Here is a 20,156-nt window from a genome sequence, read left to right on the forward strand (position 1 = left end):
TGGTTCCCGGATCCGATGTCTGCGGGCCTGTTCGCTGAGGACGGCCCGATGTCGATACCGCCGATGATCATGCCGGTGGTGATTGTCCTGCGGCGGTGGAAAGGGCTGTCGGACCGTGCGGCGGTGGACCGACTCACCGTCGATGTCCGGTGGAAGTACGCCGCAGGCGGTCTGGACTCTGTGGCGGTAAGGCCGGGCCGGTTTCGGAGAGCATCACCGCGACCGAGGTGAGCCCGGGCAACCAGGGTTATGCCGGCCACCAAGTAACGGGCCGCCGAGTGTGCGGCCAGGATCTCATCACGCGATCGGAGAACTCGCCATGCAAGCCAGATCTTCCCAGCGAGGCCGTCCCAGGAGCTTTCGTGAGTACCTGAGCCGGCTGGACGAGCTCGGAGACCTTCGGCGGATCGATTGGGAGGTAGACACCGCGTTCGAAATCGGCGCAATCACACGCCACAGCAGTGAGGTGTGCGCACCGGTTCCACTGTTCACCAACATTCTTGGACACAGTGGGTATCGCGTGGCCGGGGCGCCCCTCGCTTACAGTTCCTCTGCCGAAGCCCGGATGGCCCGGGTAGCGATCGCACTGGGGCTGGCTCCGACCACCCCTGGCGGACGGATCGTCGAAGAACTCGCCGCGGCGATGCACCGCGAGCCCATCGCCCCGGTTGTCGTGGAGGACGCGCCGTGCCATGAAAAAGTGTTGGTCGGCGACGCGGCGGATCTGATGAGTCTGCCGAGTCCGCTGCTACATGTCGGAGACGGCGGCCGCTATATCAACACAATAGGTATCTTCGTAGTCGCCAGCCCGGACCGAAAATGGACGAACTGGTCGATCGCCCGAGCGATGCTGATCGACGGCAAACGGATGACCGGTATCGTCAGTGCCAGCCAGCACAACAATGTGATCCGCCAGATGTGGCAGCAACGCGGTGAACCGATGCCGTTCGCGCTTGTTCAAGGCCCCGAGCCAAGCGCATTGTTCGTCGGCGGCATGCCGCTGCGCGACGGAATAGACGAAGCGGGCTTTCTCGGTGGACTGTTCGGCGAGCCGATAGAAACCGTGCGCTGCAAGACCGTGGACCTTGAGGTCCCGGCATCCGCCGAGCTGGTCATCGAGGGCTACCTGGCCGATGACGAGACGTGGCTCGAGGGGCCCACCGGCGAGTACCACGGCTATATACCCACTGCCCGCAAACACCGCCCCGTGTACCACGTTACCGCGATCACTCACCGGGAGGAGCCGATCATCCCGGTCGTCTGCGCGGGCAAACCGGTTGACGAGGACCATACGATCTGCGGCCCTGGGATCGCAGCTGTCCTGCTGGAGGAGTTGCGTCGCGCCGACCTGCCAGTCATTTCGGCCTGGGTCGTCCCAGAAAGCGCCTGCACCCTGCTGGCCGTCTGCGTCTCTCCGGACTGGGCGCAGCTTACGGGGTTGACCTCGGCCGACCTCGCGCGGCGCATCCTTGATGTCTGTAAAGCTCCAGACGCCGCTCACGCTGGCTGGTGGATCAACAGGCTGATGGTCGTCAACCACGACATCGACCCCACCGATATGCGCGACCTGCTTTGGGCCTGGTCAACCCGGTGCCATCCGGTCACCGGCCGGGAGACCGTCATGGACCAGCGGATCCCGGCCGGCGTCGTTTTCTACTCGGAGGCAGAACGTAGTGCGGCACGCGGTCCGGTCGAAGTGTTGGACTGCCTGCTGCCCATCGGACAGAACGCGCCCCGCAGCACCGCCTTTTCCGTCAACTTTCCGGCTGACCTGCAACAGCGGGTGCTAGCCAGGCTGAACCACGACCAGCCGACCGGGCGCTTTTCAGGCTGATCTTGCAGCTCAGTACGGGCCCGGCAGGCCCGGAGACCGATGAGGGCGAGGGCCGCCTCACCGCCGGTGATGCGGCCCCATCCGGCAACTGGCGTACGCGATCCTGTACGGCACGCTGATTTCCGATCGACCACGTGGCAGACCAGGAGCCGTACTACTACGGCAAACACAAGAGGCATGGCCTGAGCATGCAGGTCGTCGCCGACGCCGGTCGACTCGTGTGGGCCTCACCGGCGGGCCCGCGCCGCACCACCGCAATCGTGTAGGCCATCTTCGAAAATGGCCCAATATGAGCAGTTATGATCTTGGAGCGGAGTTCCAAACCGGAGTGTTCGCGGCTTCGGCAGGCCAGTAACGGGTGCCGCGCGCGATCTCGAGAATCGACAGGATGGGGTCACGCAGCGCCGGGGCGACCGCGACAGCACACCGTGATTGTGTTGAATGTGGACTCCCGTCAGCATCCATAACGACCGCGCCTGCCTCGTGCGCGATGACGGCGCCGGCGGCAGTGTCCCATGTTCCGTTCCAGATGCTGATGCTGGCGTCGAGGGAACCCTCTGCGACGAAGGCCAGCTCGATGGCTGTGGAGCCTAACCGGCGCAGCCCCTGGGCGCGGGTGGTCAACTCGCGATCCAGTTCCCGGCACAGCAGATCATCGATTCCCGGTTGGGGCCCGCCGTAATCGGTGAGAGCGACCAATGCTTTGGACAGGTCGGCCGTTTTGGAAACTTGTATGCGAGCACCATCGCGATAGGCGCCGCCAGCGCGTGTGGCCCAGTACCGGCGCCCGAGGAACGGGACTGCGATGACGCCGAGAATCGGGTAGCCGTCGTGCACCAGGCCAAGCGAGATCGAGCTCAGCGGTAAGCCATGGCTGAAGTTGGTGGTGCCGTCGATGGGGTCGAGTACCCAGTAAGTATTGGGGTTACCCACCGCGCCGGTCTCCTCACCGAGGAAGCCGATCGTTGTGTCGACTTGGAGCAATGCGGCGCGGACGAGGCACTCGATGGCGACATCGGCATCCGTGACGATCTCGTGGGCGTCCTTCTGCCGGACGGCGGTGGCGGGATTTCTCAGCACATAGTCGACGGCCTTGTCGATAACGTCGTGCGCGACCGGCAACAGCGCATCAGGGTCAGGCCTTGGCATGAACTCCGCCGTCCACTTCAGTCATCGCGCCGGCTCCCTCGAGCCGCCCCGTGAAGCGTACCGGCTGTCCTGACGGGCTGAGTCGCGCGGTCTGGCTCGACTGCCAATTCTTGTCGTCCCGCATGGGACGCACCGCTCACTCGCCGTCTCCTGGGACGCCGGTCTCGAAGATCCGCTGCACCGAAGCCCGCGCCCGCACCGGAATGTCACGACCAAGCTTGGACCTCGTCGGTGCCTTCGCGTAACGCAGGCAGCAGCGCGGTCTTGCGGACCGTCAATCACGCTGGTGCCAAAGGAACGGTGACCACACCGCTCGCGAGGTCCCCGTGCGCAATGTTCTGATTCTTTTGGCAAGCTCCTGTCCCGCTTTGTCGTCCTGATCCGCATTTTGCGCAAGCCAAGTGACCAGCTCGACCTCGAGTGCATCCGCCAGTAGGCCGTAACCAGGCCAGTCGAGCACATCGAAGCCGTAGCTTTCCGCGAATTCCCGATACTCGCCGGCCGAGTGCCATCCGAGCCGGTCGTAGTACACCGCAGCGGGCACGAGGTCCAACTCGCGCGGTCCCACCGCCACGGTGTCCAGGTCGCCTAGCACCGGCCTGCCACGGCGGTCCCGGAAGACGTTGCACACATTTGCGTCGCCATGGACGACGCCCGGCCGGAGTGAGAACGCCAGCCGTTCGTACCTGGTCGCCAGTCGGCCCAGCAGACCACTGATGAACAGCTTGTCCTCGTCGGTCAGGGCCGTGGCGTTCGCGAAACAGGACCGCGCTCGGCGAAACGGGTCCGCACGCGGCAACGCGATGTCGGCAGGCGGCTCCAGGGCGTGCAACTGGCGGAGCAGGGACGCCAACTCTGCCGGGGTGCCGTAGCTGACCTCGTCTCCCACCGATTCCCACAGCGTCACGAAATGATCGCCGACGCGCAGTGGCTGAGCCATCTCGAGCGGCCGAACCGCAGGAATCGCGGATCCTGCCAGCCACCTGGCAACCTTGATCTCTCGCTCGGCCTCAGCGGCGCGAACGTCCCCCCGCCCGACTCGCGCCACGACAGTTCGCGAGGCAAGCCAGAACACCGCATTCTCACCGAGTCGGATCAGTTCTCCGTCGGATAGATTCACGTGATTCGTCGAACATGCCTCGCGCAGAATCAGCCACGCGCGCTGTGCGTCGAAGGAGTCGCTCGGGACATGCACCATAAACGGCCCCTTGTCGGTCCGCGTACGCGTTCGCGGTTTCGCCATTGCACAGGCCCATCGCGTTGCCGCCGACGGCAACGCTCGGGGTCGCAACGACGGTCACGGAAGGCGCGGGTGTGGTCAGTACGCCCAGACACAATAAGGCAGGTGCCCAAACGGGTATACATCGACGCCCCGGATCCGGCGCCATGTCGAATTCTCCGGTTACGTCATGGAATTGCCGGCGTTGAGGGCTGAATGGCAAACAAGCCAGACTTCTGCTCACCTTTAGGTGGCTAGGCTGGCAAGCCCTCACCAAACCGGACAGAAACAGATAATCGGGCCACTACCGATGCCCGACGTTGCTTGACGATCACCAGGCACGTCGGTACTTTGTGCGCCCAGGGACATGGGAGTCTTCATGGGTAGCAGCCTCGAAACTAGCAGCTTTGTGATATGTCCAGCACACCTGGAGAAGATGGCGCGGCTTTTCCGGGCACCTGTCATCGCGTCGCTGTCTGCAGTGAGTCCACTCGGGCAACCGCAGTCCAGTCCGATGTGGGCCAAATTCGACGATGGCCAGGTTCTGTTCTCCACCGCGGCGAACCGGCTGAAAGTCCGCTACATGCTGATCAACCCCCGGGTCAGCGTTCTGGCGTGGGATCCAGATATCCCGGGCAGCTACATCGAAGTACGCGGCACTGCGTCGATCTCGTCTGAGGGTGCGATGGAGCTCATCGATGAACTGTCGCTCGCTTACCGCAGCACACACTGGGTCCCCCAGCCGGACGAAACGCGAGTCACCGTACGCGTAACGCCGACGAAGACCTTTTCGCGGGCCTGAAGTCCGCTCTGTGGAGCAACGCCATCGTGCTACGAGGAGGGCAGGTGCGGCGCCCGGTTCAAGCAGTGCTGTTCGATGTCGACGACACGCTCATCGACTACGCCAGTGCGGAGTACAACGGCATCGTCAGCTACCTCCGCGCTCTTGGCGTGGAGGGTGAGCTCGATGCGGCGGCGGCCAGGTTTGGGGAGCTACAAGCGTTCCACTTCGACCGCTTCCTCGCTGGCCGGACCGACTATGTGGGACAGGCTCGCGCGCTCGCAGTGGACATGATCGCCTGGATGAAAGCACCCTCGGTGCACGATCCATACCGCTGGTTCTTGGGCTATCGTGAGCGTTATGAGGCGTCGCTGCGGCTTTTTCCCGATGTCCTCGATGGGCTCGCCTCGTTAGGCAACGTGCCCCTGGGAATCGTGACCAACAGCGACACCGCCTTCTCGCGGGTCAAGCTTCGCCGGGTGGGCCTGCTCTCGCGGTTCCATTGTGTTGTCGGCGTCGACGCAGCGGGGGTGTCGAAACCGCATCCCCGTATCTTCCACGCGGGCTGCGCGGCATTGGGATACCCACCCGCTGTAACCGCGTACGTAGGCGACAACAAGCTTGGAGACGCAGCAGCCGCCGACGCAGCCGGTCTCCTTGGTGTCTGGGTCAACAGGTTCGGCGCCGGTGGAGACGGTGTGACCGACCTCCGACAGCTTGCCGCGGTTCTGAAACTTGATCCCGGGCCGGTCGCAACGCTGCCGCGGCAAGCTCGATTAGCCTCGGGCCTTCGGTAAGCCCTGTCCGCATCGCGGATCTTGGCTGATCGTCGAACGGCCAACCGACGCCACCGGGCCGGTCACCAGCAGCCCGACATCCGGGCATTCCGCCCGTACGCGCTGGGCGGTTTGCAGTCCGCCGTCGGCGCCTGGCGGCATCCGAATGTCCAGAATGGCCACGTCGACGGGGGTACGGGCCAGTAGCTCCAGCAGTCGGTCGCCGTCCTCCACGCAGCCGACCACCTGGTGCCCCGCGGCGGACAGCAGCAGTTGCAACCCCTCCCGGAACAGCGCGCCGTCGTCGGCCACCGCAACGTTTACAGCTCGCCTCCCGATGTCAACACCGACGAATTGTTACGCCGAAATCGGCGGCGTATCGTGACGGCGCGATGTGAACTGCTTCGAGGTCGCCTACGTATGACATCAAGCATCGTAGCGGCGGTGGGTTCGGCGAGGGGACTCTAGAGTATGTACGGGTTGGGTATCGACCTGGGCACCAGCTTCACCGCCGCAGCGACCGCCTCCGCCTGGGCCCTGGACATGGTGCCACTGGCTGGGCAGGCGGTCGTCGCCCCGTCGGTCGCCTACCTTGACGAGAAGGGCGCGCTGCTGACCGGTGAGGCGGCCGACCGCCTCGGCCTGCAGGACCCCAGCCGGGCGGCGCGGGAGTTCAAGCGCCGCCTCGGTGATCCCACCCCGGTGATCCTGGACGGAGCGCCGTACTCCCCCACCGCCCTGATGGCCGCCCTGCTCCGTTCCGTGGTAGACACCGTCAGCCAGGCGCAGGGCGGCCCGCCCGACCGGATCGTGCTGACCCACCCGGCGGTGTGGGGCCCGTACCGGCGCGAACAGTTCGCCGCCATCCCGCACCTGGCCGGCCTGCCCCGCCCGCAGGCCGAGCCGGGGTCGGACAGCCCGACCGTCATCACCACCACGGAGCCGGTGGCCGCGGCCACGTACTACTGCTCCACCCAGCCACTGCCCCCCGACGGCCTGCTCGCGGTCTACGACCTGGGCGGGGGCACATTCGACAGCGCGGTGGTCCGCAACGGCCGCGACGGACTGGAGATCATCGGCACCCCCGAGGGCATCGAATGGCTCGGCGGCGCCGACTTCGACCAGGCGATCGTGGACCACGTCGACCGCGAGCTGGACGGTGCCATCACCGCGCTGGACCCGACCGATCCCGGCACCGCTGCGATCCTGGCCACCGTGCAACGCGACTGCATGCTCGCCAAAGAGGCACTGTCCACCCGCGAGCAGGCAGACATCACAGTGGCGCTACCCGGCTCGGTCCGGCACGTGACCGTGACTCGCAAAACGTTCGAGCAGATGATCACGCCGTCCGTGGAGACCACCATGGAGACGTTCCGGCGGAGCCTGACCGCCGCCGGTATCACCCTGCAGGACCTCACCGCCGTGCTGCTGGTCGGCGGATCGTCCCAGATCCCCCTGGTCACCCAGCTGCTGCGAGACACACTACGCCGACCAATCATGATCAACACCCACCCGAAACACGCGGTCGCCCTCGGCGCCGCCATGCTCACCTCCGACACCCACACACCGCGCGGCATCCCGACACCCCGACGACCCGCGCCCACCACACCGACCACCACAGCGGCCCAAACCAGCGCACAACCCACGGCGACCAAACACGACAACGGCGAGCACCGCGTTGTCAGTCGGCACGTAGCCGGTTCGGTCACGCCCGCGCCCGCAGCCGCGTCCGCGGACGCGCCGGCCCGCAAGGCGATGCGCGGCGCGAAGCACCGGGCGCAACCGCCGGCCAAGCCGACACAGCCGGTCAGCGGCCCTACCGGAGACACCGGCCCGGCAGACGTGCCGCCCCCGGCGCGACCGCGGTGGTCACGGCTCGCGAACGCGCGCGTCGTCGTCGCGCTGGTCGCGGTCTTCGGCCTGCTGGGCATAGCACTCGTGTTCGGTACCGACGCCCCGAGCCACCGGCCACAGGTGTCCAGCGCAACATCCGAAACCAACGCCCCGAGCGACCGGACGCAGGCGCCCAGCGCAACGCCCGGAACCAACGCCCCGAGCGACCGGACGCAGGCGCCCAGCGCAACGCCCGGAACCAACACCCCGAGCAAACGGCCGCAGGCGCTCAGCGCAACGCCCAAAACCAACACCCCGAGCAAACGGCCAATGCTCAAACTGGAGGACGTCCAGGTCCACAAACCATCGAAGCTGAACTCGGTTCGCCCCGCGGTGGTAGGTGCCAAGCATTTCGTCGACCGGCCGCCCGTCTTCACCAGCCTTCCCGACCCGCTCACCGGAGCAGTGCTGATCCCCGGCGCCAGCGACGACAAACGACTGACCTCCCCGGCGGACTACCTGGTCTTCGATGTCGCACACGACGCCACCGTGTACGTCGCCTTCGACAGACGCGGAGCACCGGAGGTGGCCAACTGGTGGCCGGCATGGCTGAACCAGCAGGGCTTCAAACGCACTGACATGACCATCCCAACCAACGACAAGGACCAGCGCCACTTCGTCGTGTTCGCCAAAAAGGTGCCGGCGGGACGCGTCACGCTCGGACCAAACGCGGCGACAACCGTGTACTCCACCGGCTACATCACGCTCCTAACCGTTCAGGGATGATGATTCCGTCACAAGGTTAATGAACGCCCCTTACCGGACCGGGCTGCTTCGCGGGGCTGTCAGGTCATATCGGATCTGGACGAACCATGTGGACGCTTTTGGGGAAGAACTCAGAAACAGATGACCGCGGAAAGCTGAGCCCAGTCGGACGGCATCGCCCCCTCCGTCCCCACTGCTGCGGGCCTACGCACCTCGCGTTTGGCCAAGGGCCGCATCGCTGTCAAGGAGAGGTGGTCGCCGAGTAGTTCGTGGAGGATGTGTTGGTGGCAATGCTGACCCGACTGCCGGACGACGTTCAACTCGACCACGACGGGAAGGTACTCCGCGAGACCGCGGGCATCTCGTGGACGATCCCGCGCCTGCTGGTGAGCCCTCGTCCCGCATCGTGACCCACGATCGGCCGTATGAGACAGGACCCGGTCGCCGCCACCCATTCACCGACGAGCAGTACACCCCAGCCAACTGCCCGTCGCTGGGCGCTTCAGCCACCCACAGGACACCAGTGGTACATGTCCTACTGCGAACTCGCCAGCTCACGGGCGATGTCGACCCGCGAATGGGCCCCGAGCTTCGCCAGGATATGGGAGACGTGGGTTTCCACGGTACGGCGGGACAGGAACAGTTGGGCGGCGATGTCAGGGTTGGACTGTCCCGCGGTGACGAGGTCGGCGATCTTCCTTTCCGTGGCGGTGAGGGCTTCCCGGCCGATGGTGGGCCGGCGGCGCGGTCCGCGGCGGCCGCGGCGGATGCCGTACGGCCGTAGGCGGGCGTCGGTGCGCATGATGTCCCAGGCCGCCTCAAGCGACGTGTAGACCTCGACCGCCCGCGCGTACGCGGCCCGCGCCGCAAGCGCGTCGCCGCGTTCGGCGTACAGCACGGCGGCGTCTTCCAGTGCCTGCGCGCCGAACAGGGGGTAGCCGATGCGGTGGAAGGTGTCGCCGGCGGCAAGAATCCCTGCGGGGTCGGCCGCCAGCAGGCCGGCGCAGTAGCCGGCCGCAGCGGTGGTGGCGGGAGGCGCCTGCCCCTGGGCGGCGCAGGTTGCCCGGGCCGCGGCGGTGGCGATGGTACGGTCGCCGCAGATCAGCGCGAGGCGGACCACCTCGGCCAACCAGATCGGCGTGTCCGGGGTCAGTTGCGGAAACTCGCGGTCCCCCTCGGGATCGAACACGGCCAGCAGGCGAACCAGCGCCTCGGCGGGCCGGCCCTCGCGCTCGGCCGCCAACGCCCAGGCAACCAGCAGGAGGTCGGCGTACAGACGCAAGCCGTTCCCGGGGCTTGTCAGCTCCTCGACGCCGAGGAACTCCCGCTCGGCCGCCGGCAGGTCGTCGCGGTGAACCGCGATCAACGCCCGCACCCCGCGGCCGGCCAGCCGATACGTCATGTCCATCGGCAGGTCGGTAGCAGCCTGCAGCTCCGCCAGCGCCTCGTCCCACCGCCCCCGGTAGAAGCTGTAGTCTGCGATCTTCGCCCGCAGATGCGCCAGCCGGGGCGGAGTGCCGGCACGTTCGGCGAACACCATGGCCTGGCCGAAGGCGTCGTCGGCCTCGGCGGGCCGTCCCAGGTTGTCCAAGCCACCCGCGCGGTTGATCATCAACAGCAGCCGCAGGTCGGCGACCGGCAGTTCGTCCCCCAACACCGCCAACGCGCGATCGATGAGCGCCACCTGCGCCGCCACGTCCCGCCGCTGGTTGTGCTCGATGAGGGCCAGGGCGTGCAGGGCGTATCCGACCGCCAGCCGGTCACCGGCCTGGTGCCCCTCGACCTCGGCTCGTGCGGCGGCCGCCCGAGCCTCGTCGAAACGCCCGACGCCGATGAGCGCAAGGGCGCGCAGGGCGTACAGCCGGGCGGTCCAGACCGCTGGCAGTTCCGGCCGCTTCAGCGTGTGCTCGGCGACCTCAACGGCCTGCTCGTACCGCCCCATGCGCATCAGCGCGTACCCAAGAGTCCAGGCCACCCGAGCGGCCACCACGGGATCGCGGCTGAAGGCCAGCACCGGACGGGCGAGCTGCTCGACCCGTTTATTGTCGCCAAGCTGCGACAGTGCGACCGACAGGTCGGCATCCAGCCGTTCCCGGCGCGGATCGTCGTCAACCGCCCCGCGGACCCGGGTCAACAGGTCGACTGCCACCCGCGGCGCCCGGTAGGTCAAGGCTGCGGCTTCCCGGGCCACCCAATCGATCATCCACTCGTCGGCTGTCACCGGTCCGGCGAGCAACTGCTCGGCCACCCGCTCCACCGGCGCCCCCGCGCCGGCCAGCGCCTGAGCCGCCTGCCGATGCAACGCCGCCCGCAGACTCGCCGGCATCGCCTCGTACAGCGCCTGCCGGATCAGTCCGTGCCGGAACACCAGCCGATTCCCTGACGGCGCCAATACCCCGCCCGCCACCGCCTCATCCACCACGGCCATCAACTCGGTCGCCGGCTGCCCGGAGACCACCGCCAGGTCATCGGCCGTGAACGCGGAACCCAACACCGCCGCCAGCCCCAGCACCGACCGGGGCCGCTCCGGCAAGAACCCCAACCGCCGCCCGATCGCTTCCGGCAACGACCCCGGCCACTCCCCCGCACCCGTCAACTCGGCCACTCCCGCCACCACGGTGATTCGGGACTCCCGGATCAACGCCTCGACCGCCTCGCGGGCATAAAGCGGATTTCCCCCCGCCTGCCCCGTCAGCGCACCCAACGCCCCGCTCGGCACCGCGCCCACCAATTCGCCCACCACCTCGATCACCTGAGGTGCCGACAACGCTCCCAGCGGCAGCACCGTCGCCCCCTGCTCCACGAGGTCCCGCCGCGTTGCGGCCACTTCCGGCCGGCGTGGCAGCGGCCGGCACGCCGCCACCAGCAGCAACGGGGCCTGGGCGGCGGTCCGACCCAACCGCGACCACACCGACAGGCTCGCCTCGTCCGCCCACTGCACGTCATCCAGCACCAACACCACCGGTGCCGCCGAACACAACCGATCCACCAACGCCAGGACCTGCTCGGCCAACAACGCCGCCACATCTCGCGGCGTCACCAGCTCCGTCCTTCCCTCCCCCCGCAACAACCTCACCAACGGCGCCCGCAACGGATCCACCGAATCCCGCCCCACCAGCAGCGCATCCAGCAACACCTGCAACGGAAACGGCGGCAGCAACTCCGGCGCAGACCCCGCGTACACCACACACCCCAACCGCGCTGCCTCATCTATCGCCGCCGAGATCAGTGTCGACTTCCCGATCCCAGGTTCGCCGTCCACCCACACCATCCCGCCTCGGCCCTCAGCCACCCCCGCAATCAGCTCTCGCAAGACCGCCAACTCGACATCCCGACCGACCATTGCCGAGGCAGGTGAACGCATGCCGTCACGATAGGGCGACCAGTGGCGCAACGTGCCCCCGAGGAGCAGCCCTGGACGCAGGATTTCACCTGAACGCCCACACACTCTCACCGATGATGGGAACGAGCCCGAACACCCGATCCGGCTCGGAGGCTTTCCATCGTGATCAGGGACTGAGGTCTCTTCATCGTGATGGGCCCGGTCACGGTGGGTGCGGGAAGGGTCTGTGGACATAGGGGGAAACTCCCGGTAAGACCAGAGCCCGATGCCCCAACCGGGAGCCTCGCCGTGCTGTCTTACCCGTCCGCGGTCGCGCTGTCCGGCCGCACCCTGAACCACCTGGCCGACCTCATCCGCGCCGAACGCATCCGGCGCCGGGGCCGGTGGCGGCGCCTCGACGCCCGTCGGCAAGCCCTACTCGCCCTGGCCCATCTCCCTATCGGGTAGCCCATCACCCGTCCGGCCTGCGGCATCGCGGTCAGCGTCACGACCGCCTGACGGTACGTCCGGGAAGCCATCGACCTGCTCGCCACGCACGCCGAGGACCTGACCGCGGCCATGCGGCGCATCGCCCGGCTCGCGTGCGCGATCCTCGACGGCACCCTGATCCCCGTCGCGTCCAAGACGGCGACCCAGAGGCCGTACTACTCCGGAAAGCACAAGCGCCACGGAGTCAACGTGCAGATCATCGCGGACTGCAAGGGATGCCTCATCTGGGCCTCGCCCGCGCTGCCCGGCGCCGTGCACGACCTGACCGCAGCCCGCACCCACGGCCTGATCGACGCGCTGAGCAGCATCAACACGACGACCTTCGCCGACAAGGCATACCAAGGCGCCGGCGGCAACATCCGCACGCCCTTCGAGTGCCGCCGTCACCGGCCGCGACTGTCCCGCCGGCACTAGACCGTCAACCGGCACCACGCCAAGATCCGCGCCGTCGGCGAGCGCGCCGTCGCCACCCTCATGGGCTGGAAGCTGCACGCCGTCGCGACGGCGCCCCGGACGGTGGAAACTGGTGCAGCGGGTCGGTCTGGGTCACTCGTAGGATCTAGGTGCGGTGGAGTCCGCGTGGAAGCTTGACGCGAGGGGTAGGGCTGGAGCCCTGGATCGTTGCCGGTAGAACACGAGAGTCAGACTCAAGGTTGATCATTCCCTCGCCAGACCGTCCCGGTCCGAGGGCGGCCGGGACCATCCTGACAGGCGGTTCGGGGAGGACCCGAGGGCGAGACCCTGGGGCCCTCCACGACTGTCGCCACGGTCCGGTCAGTGTTTGACTCCGATGACGACCCCGTTTGCGCCGGCCGCGACGAACGGCAGGGTGCGGATGTCGGAGAACTTGGCATCCTGTAGCCAGGTCATGTACTCGGTTTCGGAGTAGTTCTTACCGGCCGTAGTCTCGATGAGCATGTTCATACCCATCAGGGCGGCCTCGGCGGGGCCGGTGCGGTCGGCATTGAGCATCAGTTCGCTGATGATGACCACACCGCCGGGTGCCAGCGCCTCGTAGGCGCGTCGCAGCAGTTCCCGGTCGGTGTCCTCACCCCAGTCGTGCATGATCATGCTGTACAGGATCACATCGTGGCCTGCTGGCAGTTCGACGTCACGCAGGAAGTCCCCGGCCACCGTGGTGATTCGCTCGCTCAATCCAGCATCGGCGATCTTAGAATCGGCGATGGGACATACGTGGGGTAGGTCGTATACCGTCGCCGACAGATTCGCGTAATGGCGGCACAGTTCGATCGGGAACGCTCCGGAGCCGCCCCCCACATCCAGCAGACGGGCGTGCTGGCCAAAATCGTAGACCTCGCCGAGAGCGCGGGCGGTGAATGTCGAGATGCAGTGCATCGCGTCCCAGAACAACTGCAGCATCTGCGAGTCCTCGGCCACGAACGGAGAGTCTTGGACATCCGGGTCCCAGGCGGTCGGCTTGTCCGTCCGAAGCGCCTCGACAACACGATCCCATGCCGGGTACTCGCGCTTGTCGTAGAACCGCACCAATCCGCCGAAATAGTAGGGGCGTCCTTCGACCAAGAACTTCTCGGCGAGTGCGGTATTTCCGTACCCGTCACCACGCCTCTCCAGCAATCCCAGCGAGGCGCAAGCGGTGAGCAGTAGATCCGCCGGACGAGACGGCAGTCCGAACTCGGCAGACGCCTCCGCCACGCTCATCGTCCGACCATCGGCAAGCCGGGTGAACAGACTCAACTCCACTGCAGCGGCGAAGGTCTTGAAGCTCGAGAATCCGGAACTCAGTTGCATCAGCGGCAGGGGAGTTAGCGTCATTTCATTCTCTACTTTCATTTCCGTCTGGAGCGCGGCACTTGCTGGTCCGCACCCCTCCTCCTTTCGGATACCGCTCGTACTGATTTTCCGCACGTGGCGCGCCGATTCCCCTTTGGCCGCCACGCCGTGCCGCCTACGGAAGTCGGACAGCGCCTTGTGGCCCAACGCGTTGAACCAGGTGTCCACGCGCCCGGCCGGGTGCCGGCGCCCAGGTCGCGACCGCGCTTCTTGACCGACGAAAGCGCAACCGCCCGCTTAGGCGGCATCGGCTGCGCAGCGGCCTTCGATTACGATCGAGCACCCCTCCGCTGGCGAATCGAGGCGCGACAACCGCGCCAACACTGCGGCCGTCACCGACAATTATCGCCACTTTCCTTGAAGACCCCTTCGGGCTTCTTCTATTCCATCTCGCCAGGGGACGGGGTCGGGATGAGTAGTTGGCGCACGAGCCGCGACCTCCCCACGGAAGGGGCGCATTTCGGCGGACGGAACGACAGTGCAGTCAATCGCGACGAGAGGGAGCGTTCAAGGCCAGGGTGAGTTTTAATTCCGACAGTCGTATTGGAATAGAGGCCAAATACCAAGCCCCACCGAGTTGGCGACTGGCCGCCAACAGTCCGGAGCAGTAAATGGTAACGAGCAGCCTGGCGGTCGGTAAAAGCTGCGCAGCAGCGCGTCTTGGTCGCCATTCGTCATGGACACCAAATCACTTGGTCCTTCATGTTGGATTTCACCGTACACCGCCCTCGAAGTTGTTCACAAGACTCGTTGATCGAAATTCCACGATCGGCCCGACCGGCCCTTCCGTCCTGCTGGAGCATCAGCCGGAACGCGCACCCACGTCCGGTGAGGACGGTGGCGAACTGGTCGAAAGCCGTCCAGTTTCGACGGCGCCTCGCCCTTGTTAGGGCGGTGTACTGGCGCGGCGCTTCGGGGTTGCGGGCGTCAACGATCGCGGCGGGGCATCGACTGGGGCACCAGGGAACAGGTGCCCGGGGAGGCGGAAGTCGACGATGAGCCGCCGCAAGTGCGGGCGACGCCGATCCCTGAACAACTCGAAGGCCCGCTGACCGCACGACCCGTGACCGACACGTCGCCATCCACGAACTACGCCTTACCGGCGTGAGCATCAACGCGATCGCCGAGGCCCTGGGCCTGGACCGCAAGACCGTACGCAGCTACGCCGCTACGCGCAAGCCGCAACCGCTGACGACCTGCTCAGCCACGGCCGCCGCGGCCGCACCGGACGAGCCCTGCGCCCTTACCTGACCCACATCTACCAGCGGTGGCACGCCGGCTGCACCGACGCCGCCCTCACCTACACCGAGATCCGTCAGCAGGGCTACCGCGGCAGCGCACGCATTGTCCGCCGCCACCTGCAGCCCCTACGCGAGTCCGGCACTCCAGCCCCGACCCCACCCCCCTGCGTGACCGTGCGGCAAGCGACGAACTGGATCACCCGTGCCCCGGACACCCTCACCGACGAGCACCAGGCCAAGCGACACACGATCCTCGACCGCTGCCCACCGCTACGCGAAGCCGCTGACATCGTCAGCTCCTTCGCCGTAATCATCGTCAACCTTCGAGGCCATGACCTGCCGGGCTGGCTCGACAAAGCCGAGGCCAGCACGCTGCGGCCATTCGCAGCTTCGCCCTCGGCCTAGGCTAGACCTCGCCGCCGTCACCATTCGACTGTCCATGTCCTGCGCTCATCATGCGCCGCGCCGTGCTATTCGGACCTGAGGTGGCGTATGTCGTCCTCGGAGAGCAAGGCCAAGCCAGCAACCACGTCCCGGAACCCGTCGTACTCCGCGCGGCACCGCTGGCATCGCGCGATATGAGCCTCCATCATCCGATGCTCGTCGTCGGACAGAGCGTCCAACGCGAAGACTCCGAGCGCCAGCTTGAACGGGTCATTCGAACTTCCAGGCTGGCTCATTCACTCTTCCTGACCGTTGGCGGTGCTGGCTTTCCTCGCCCAGATTACGTATCGTCGGCGTGGACGGTTCAGCCCAAGGGTGGTTCTGCCGGTCGCGCGCTGGCTGATTCAGCATCGGCAGGCTACCGGCGCCCGCCGGGATTTCTATAGGCCAGCGATGCCGTCCCGGGTCTTCCCGACGAACACAACGAGCCTTTTTAATCCTGGGTATCGGCTGGTCTCGACGCGGTGCAGGACGAGGATGGCCTGCACGATCGCGGTCGCGCGGCGGGGACAGCAACGCAGCTTGGCCAGGATCTTCCAGGTTTGGGAGCGTGTCGATTTCCGTGTTTGGGCCGTGGCGTGCGACGTACTACTACTTCGCGTTGTGGCGGGACGACGGCACCCACCAGGTGATCCGTGACCTGTTGTGCTGCAAGTCGGCCGGCATGCAGCCGGATCTGCGGGGATGCTGCCGGCTTGGCGCGGACGTGACCGGGTGCCATCGGGCTCTCGTCACTCTCTGCGAGGTAATCTGGCCGTCGGTGCGTCACCCGGTGGGCCCACACCACTGACAGCCGGTCCGGTTCTGGCAGAAGATCGCGTTCACGATCTTCCGCAGGTCGTAGTCATCCTGACGACCCGACACCGAGACCGACACGCGTCTGGCCTTCCACGCGTCCAGGAACGGCCCACTGCTCGTCGCTGACGTCACTGGGATACGGCTTTCGATCACCCATGACCGGGCTAACACCGCTCCGCCCCGGCCCCGTGACGACGGCCCAGAACGTTGCCGCTCGTCCGCGGCTGGTGTCGCGGCCGGGTCGACGCAGCTGGCTCGATGACTACGCAGCAACCCGGTGCGGTACGGGTACGACCCCAAACATCCGTGAGCTACCCGATGTCTCTCAGCGCCCGACGAACGAGCCTTGCCTTGGGACAACCAGGTATGGAGGAGGGCAGCCATGGCGCTTGCGACCGGAACCGTCGCGGTCAGGGACCTATCCGCCGAGGAGCGGATGCAAGCCCTGTATGACACCCATGCCAAGCCGGTCTATTCATTCCTCCTGCGGCTCACTTTCGGCGAGCGCCAAGCGGCCGAGGACCTGCTGCAGGAGACGATGGTGCGGGCCTGGCGCAAAATCGAGGCCTTGGACGCGGACATCGCAACGCTACGCCCCTGGTTGCTCACCGTCGCGCGACGAGTGGCCATCGACGCCGGTCGAGCGAAGCGGGCCCGGCCGGCGGAAGTCGGGCTGGTCGACATGACGGTCCTGCCATCCGGCGATGACGCCATCGAACGGATGCTCGCCGTTCAGACCATCAAGCGGGCGATGGCTCGGCTGACCCCAGACCACCGGAACGTGATCATCGAAGTCTACTTCCGTGAGCGGTCAGCCGCCGAGGCAGCCGCGGTGCTCGGCATTCCGGAGGGGACGGTCAAGTCACGCACCTACCACGCACTCCGGTCGCTGCGCGCCGCCATGGGCGCCACCGTGAAGCGCCAGCCCGAATAGCCCGAGGATTGGGTAGTTTGTGCCAACCGGCCGTCCTGCCGGCCGCCTCCTACCGGGGAGTGTGTCGATTTCCGTGTTTGGGCCTTGGTGTGATCGAGGTTGTTAGATGGTGATCCGGTCGCCGTAGGCGAGGACCAGGGCGTTGAGGGCCTTGGCCCGACCGTAGACCCGGCCGGTGATGCTCCCGCCACCTCGGTGTTTCTGCTGAACGACGAGGTAGAGGATCTTCATCGCGGCCTGCTCGGTCGGGAAGTGCCCGCGGCGTCGGGCGGCCTGCCAGAACCTGGCGTTGAGGCTCTCAATGATGTTGGTGGTGTGGAGGACCTTACAGACCTCGTGCTCGTAGTCGAGGAACGGCACGAACTGCGCCCAGGAGATCCGAGGCTGGCGACCAGGTGGTGTTCCAGATCGAGGTACCGGCCGAGTTGGTTTTCGTGGCGAGTGTCCCGCGCTTCAGTCAGTCGGTTGTGGCGGGCTACCTGGCACGCGGGATCGCGGGTCTTGCTCGGTAGGCACCCGAAGGCGCCCGCTTCGACATCCACCTTTGCGTCGGCGACCTGCGACATCGGGCACTGGCGCGGCTGAGGAATAGTGGCCCTTTAAGCGTCAGCAACTTCATGCTCAGTCGTTCTGTGCCTGCATCCGTTCAGACGCGCCGATCAAGCCCACCATTACGCGCAACCTCTCAGTGGAGAGTGACGTTGGGCAGTGGGCGGCCCGTAGCGTCGAACAACGCGGCTCCACAGTCGCAGCGCTCGTCGGCCAGGGTCTGGGTCGCCGACAGCTGCCAGACCAGCATCTCCGAGCAGTTCGGGCAGTCCAGGCTGACCAGGGTCTCTTCGGGTTCCGAGTCCCAGGCCCGCACCGGGAGGCCCTGGTGCATCAGCCCGGTCAGCTCACGCTCACCGGTCAGCGCGACCAGCACCTCGTAGGTGTCGGTGCCGTTGTCCCGCACCACAAGCGTGCAGCCGAGATCTACCAGCACACCGGACAGATGATCGAGCTGGCGGACCGGGAAATCACCGCGGCGCAGAGTCGGGTCGGCCTCGGCCGCATCGTAGAGGACGTTGGTGTCGACGTCTGTCGGCTCTGCCCCGAAGGCCCGTACCCGACCAGCCACGAACGCCGCCAGTTGGCCTGGGTAATCCTCACCAGTCCAGTCCATCCTGAACATCACACTGTCGACTCGAACCCCCCGCGCCCGCTCACCCGGGGTCAGGACCAGCTCTTCCAGCTCTGCCACGACGATCACGCTATCAACTGCCGGGCGGCGGACCCGTTGTTGTGTCGTTGTCGTGCATGACCAACACCAGCCTCCGCGCCTATCTGCGCGACCTCTTAGACACTCAGACGATCACCGATGGGCTGCGAGCCCTTCACGCTCGGGTGGCCCGCGACTACGAAGCCCTACCGACCGGCTCGCTCCGTCAACGGGCTTGGCGCTGAAGCCGATGCTCGTCGACGGTGGTGAGCCATGAGCCGTCGCCGAGCGGTTCGAAGTCGTACTGTTCAGCAGAGAACGGTGCCATCTGCCCTCGGACCTCGCCGGTTCGCGGATCGACGATGTACCGCTCCAACCACTCCTCCTCATCGTCGGCCTCGCCGATGACGGTCACAATGGCGGTGTCGTCGCCGAGGTAGCCGCCAACCCACTCGACGACCACGCCGGCGGGATCATGGCCGAGCGACTCCGCCGTTACTCGCGCGACGACTGCGCCGTCGGGATACGCATGGAAAGCGGCGTCATGCTGATCGTGGTCCACGGTCATGAAATGGCGGCCGCCCGGCGCTACGTCGACAAGGACCCGATCCGGCCACGGATACTCGGTCAGCTCGATCCGACCGTTCTCGAAGCGACCCCGGTAGATCAGCGAGCCATCCTGTCCTTCCCCCACGTTCAGCAGCATGTGCCTGCCGTCTGGATGGGCGAAGTGTTTGCCCCCGTGACCGGCCGAACACAGGTCCACCTGCGCCATCACCCGGCCGGTACCCGCGTCGACGGCCAACCACTGATCGGCGCCGGTACCGCGCGCCATCGCGTCAGGTCGGAACACCCACACGATCATTCCGTCCAAGGAGTAGGCGCAGCAGCTATGGACGATGGGCCACGGTGCCGCAGCGGGGATGAAGTCGAGCTGCCACAGCCGCCGTCCGGTACGGTCGATACACGCCACGTGGTCGGGCATCGCGTACACCGCGCGGCTCAGGTCAGGTGCTACGGCATGGTCGTCCAACTCCATGTGCGCCCCAACGGGAAAGGTCGCTGCGGGCACCACGTCCGACACCGGCGCTGAGCCGACAGGAATCTCGTAGGCGAGCACAAGCCCATCCCGGTACCGGGATCGCACACGAAATTGCGTCATGGCGCAGGACGGTAGCCGACCCGAAGGCGGGACTCGTGACCGACGTGCCAGCCCAACTTCGTTGGAGTTCGATCGCCGAGGCGAGCCTCGGTCAGCACCATCCGTAGTCTCATCCGACGCGCATGGACCCTCTACCGGTGGGACAGCCGCCCCACCCGCCGCCGATGATCACCAACCATTCCGCGCGACCTCTTAGATAGCTAACTTGATCCTTAACCTGTACGGCGTGGCTCCGATGCCGGCACCGAAGAAGTACCCCGATGAGCTGCCTGAGCGTGCGACCCGGTTGACGGTCGAGGCCCGCCGGGAGCCGGCCGGTGCGGTGGGAGCGATCCGGTGGATCGCTCGGGATCCATCCCGAGGCATTGCGTACGT

The 20,156-nt window shown here is 66.5% G+C and carries 17 protein-coding genes and 4 pseudogenes; 11 read left to right on the forward strand and 10 right to left on the reverse strand.

All coding sequences use genetic code 11. The features are described 5' to 3' along the window. Nucleotides 1-48 precede the first annotated feature (48 nt). From ACGFZ2_RS18740 to ACGFZ2_RS18750, 3 genes and pseudogenes are all read left to right on the forward strand, one after another. On the forward strand, nucleotides 49-231 hold the full coding sequence (locus ACGFZ2_RS18740; RefSeq protein ID WP_393455605.1) for a transposase: 183 nt from the start codon (nucleotides 49-51) through the stop codon (nucleotides 229-231). A gap of 88 nt (nucleotides 232-319) precedes the next feature. Beyond that, on the forward strand, nucleotides 320-1,834 hold the full coding sequence (locus ACGFZ2_RS18745; protein WP_393455024.1) for a UbiD family decarboxylase: 1,515 nt from the start codon (nucleotides 320-322) through the stop codon (nucleotides 1,832-1,834). Nucleotides 1,835-1,919: 85 nt separating this feature from the next. Next, nucleotides 1,920-2,076: pseudogene (locus ACGFZ2_RS18750) on the forward strand (IS5/IS1182 family transposase); the annotation flags it as partial. A gap of 55 nt (nucleotides 2,077-2,131) precedes the next feature. Here ACGFZ2_RS18750 and ACGFZ2_RS18755 read toward each other — a convergent pair. After that, nucleotides 2,132-2,983: an inositol monophosphatase family protein gene (locus ACGFZ2_RS18755; protein WP_393455027.1), complete on the reverse strand. Its 852-nt coding sequence runs from the start codon at nucleotides 2,981-2,983 to the stop codon at nucleotides 2,132-2,134. Between the two features lie 274 nt (nucleotides 2,984-3,257). Beyond that, nucleotides 3,258-4,181 carry a phosphotransferase gene (locus ACGFZ2_RS18760; RefSeq protein ID WP_393271258.1) on the reverse strand — a complete coding sequence of 308 codons (924 nt, stop codon included), beginning with the start codon at nucleotides 4,179-4,181 and terminating at the stop codon, nucleotides 3,258-3,260. Nucleotides 4,182-4,581: 400 nt separating this feature from the next. On the opposite strand from ACGFZ2_RS18760, the gene ACGFZ2_RS18765 reads away from it, so the two are divergent. Together ACGFZ2_RS18765 and ACGFZ2_RS18770 are read left to right on the forward strand one after the other, a co-directional pair. Further along, a complete protein-coding gene (locus ACGFZ2_RS18765) occupies nucleotides 4,582-5,004 on the forward strand; it encodes a PPOX class F420-dependent oxidoreductase (protein ID WP_393271259.1) in 423 nt (140 codons plus the stop codon). Nucleotides 5,005-5,069: 65 nt separating this feature from the next. Continuing rightward, the gene (locus ACGFZ2_RS18770; RefSeq protein ID WP_393455030.1) at nucleotides 5,070-5,780 is read left to right on the forward strand and encodes an HAD family hydrolase; all 711 of its coding nucleotides are present in this window, start codon (nucleotides 5,070-5,072) and stop codon (nucleotides 5,778-5,780) included. Here ACGFZ2_RS18770 and ACGFZ2_RS18775 read toward each other — a convergent pair. Then, nucleotides 5,760-6,071 carry a response regulator transcription factor gene (locus tag ACGFZ2_RS18775; protein ID WP_393455033.1) on the reverse strand — a complete coding sequence of 104 codons (312 nt, stop codon included), beginning with the start codon at nucleotides 6,069-6,071 and terminating at the stop codon, nucleotides 5,760-5,762. The genes ACGFZ2_RS18770 and ACGFZ2_RS18775 overlap by 21 nt on opposite strands. 168 nt (nucleotides 6,072-6,239) lie before the next feature. On the opposite strand from ACGFZ2_RS18775, the gene ACGFZ2_RS18780 reads away from it, so the two are divergent. Further along, nucleotides 6,240-8,378, forward strand: a complete 2,139-nt coding sequence (locus ACGFZ2_RS18780; protein WP_393455036.1) for an Hsp70 family protein — start codon at nucleotides 6,240-6,242, stop codon at nucleotides 8,376-8,378. A 514-nt stretch (nucleotides 8,379-8,892) separates the two neighbouring features. On the opposite strand, the gene ACGFZ2_RS18785 is transcribed toward ACGFZ2_RS18780, so the two are convergent. Next, the gene (locus ACGFZ2_RS18785) at nucleotides 8,893-11,721 is read right to left on the reverse strand and encodes an AAA family ATPase (RefSeq protein ID WP_393455039.1); all 2,829 of its coding nucleotides are present in this window, start codon (nucleotides 11,719-11,721) and stop codon (nucleotides 8,893-8,895) included. Nucleotides 11,722-11,988: 267 nt separating this feature from the next. Here ACGFZ2_RS18785 and ACGFZ2_RS18790 point away from each other — a divergent pair. Next, nucleotides 11,989-12,678: pseudogene (locus ACGFZ2_RS18790) on the forward strand (transposase family protein); the annotation flags it as partial. A 285-nt stretch (nucleotides 12,679-12,963) separates the two neighbouring features. On the opposite strand, the gene ACGFZ2_RS18795 reads toward ACGFZ2_RS18790, so the two are convergent. Next, the gene (locus ACGFZ2_RS18795) at nucleotides 12,964-13,983 is read right to left on the reverse strand and encodes a methyltransferase (RefSeq protein WP_393271191.1); all 1,020 of its coding nucleotides are present in this window, start codon (nucleotides 13,981-13,983) and stop codon (nucleotides 12,964-12,966) included. Between the two features lie 1,122 nt (nucleotides 13,984-15,105). Between ACGFZ2_RS18795 and ACGFZ2_RS18800 the strand changes: the two genes are divergently transcribed. Together ACGFZ2_RS18800 and ACGFZ2_RS18805 are read left to right on the forward strand one after the other, a co-directional pair. Further along, nucleotides 15,106-15,252 (forward strand): hypothetical protein, encoded by a 147-nt coding sequence (locus tag ACGFZ2_RS18800; protein WP_393455042.1) that lies wholly within the window; start codon nucleotides 15,106-15,108, stop codon nucleotides 15,250-15,252. Nucleotides 15,253-15,410: 158 nt separating this feature from the next. Continuing rightward, nucleotides 15,411-15,647, forward strand: a complete 237-nt coding sequence (locus ACGFZ2_RS18805; protein WP_393455045.1) for a hypothetical protein — start codon at nucleotides 15,411-15,413, stop codon at nucleotides 15,645-15,647. A 65-nt stretch (nucleotides 15,648-15,712) separates the two neighbouring features. On the opposite strand, the gene ACGFZ2_RS18810 is transcribed toward ACGFZ2_RS18805, so the two are convergent. Further along, nucleotides 15,713-15,922: a zf-HC2 domain-containing protein gene (locus ACGFZ2_RS18810; RefSeq protein ID WP_393271183.1), complete on the reverse strand. Its 210-nt coding sequence runs from the start codon at nucleotides 15,920-15,922 to the stop codon at nucleotides 15,713-15,715. 335 nt (nucleotides 15,923-16,257) lie between these two features. Between ACGFZ2_RS18810 and ACGFZ2_RS18815 the strand changes: the two are divergent. Next, nucleotides 16,258-16,344, forward strand: a pseudogene (locus tag ACGFZ2_RS18815) (IS5/IS1182 family transposase); the annotation flags it as partial. Nucleotides 16,345-16,469: 125 nt separating this feature from the next. On the opposite strand, the pseudogene ACGFZ2_RS18820 reads toward ACGFZ2_RS18815, so the two are convergent. Beyond that, nucleotides 16,470-16,641, reverse strand: a pseudogene (locus ACGFZ2_RS18820) (transposase); the annotation flags it as partial. Nucleotides 16,642-16,866: 225 nt separating this feature from the next. Between ACGFZ2_RS18820 and ACGFZ2_RS18825 the strand changes: the two are divergent. After that, the gene (locus ACGFZ2_RS18825; RefSeq protein ID WP_393455048.1) at nucleotides 16,867-17,418 is read left to right on the forward strand and encodes a sigma-70 family RNA polymerase sigma factor; all 552 of its coding nucleotides are present in this window, start codon (nucleotides 16,867-16,869) and stop codon (nucleotides 17,416-17,418) included. Between the two features lie 102 nt (nucleotides 17,419-17,520). On the opposite strand, the gene ACGFZ2_RS18830 is transcribed toward ACGFZ2_RS18825, so the two are convergent. From ACGFZ2_RS18830 to ACGFZ2_RS18840, 3 genes are all read right to left on the reverse strand, one after another. Continuing rightward, the gene (locus ACGFZ2_RS18830) at nucleotides 17,521-17,778 is read right to left on the reverse strand and encodes a transposase (protein WP_393271187.1); all 258 of its coding nucleotides are present in this window, start codon (nucleotides 17,776-17,778) and stop codon (nucleotides 17,521-17,523) included. A 325-nt stretch (nucleotides 17,779-18,103) separates the two neighbouring features. Next, complete coding sequence (locus tag ACGFZ2_RS18835; protein WP_393271189.1) at nucleotides 18,104-18,661, reverse strand: hypothetical protein; 558 nt, start codon at nucleotides 18,659-18,661, stop codon at nucleotides 18,104-18,106. A 184-nt stretch (nucleotides 18,662-18,845) separates the two neighbouring features. Then, nucleotides 18,846-19,739: a hypothetical protein gene (locus ACGFZ2_RS18840; RefSeq protein ID WP_393455051.1), complete on the reverse strand. Its 894-nt coding sequence runs from the start codon at nucleotides 19,737-19,739 to the stop codon at nucleotides 18,846-18,848. Nucleotides 19,740-20,156 lie beyond the last annotated feature (417 nt).

This window comes from Micromonospora sp. NPDC048063, assembly GCF_043202855.1.
Lineage (GTDB): Bacteria > Actinomycetota > Actinomycetes > Mycobacteriales > Micromonosporaceae > Micromonospora.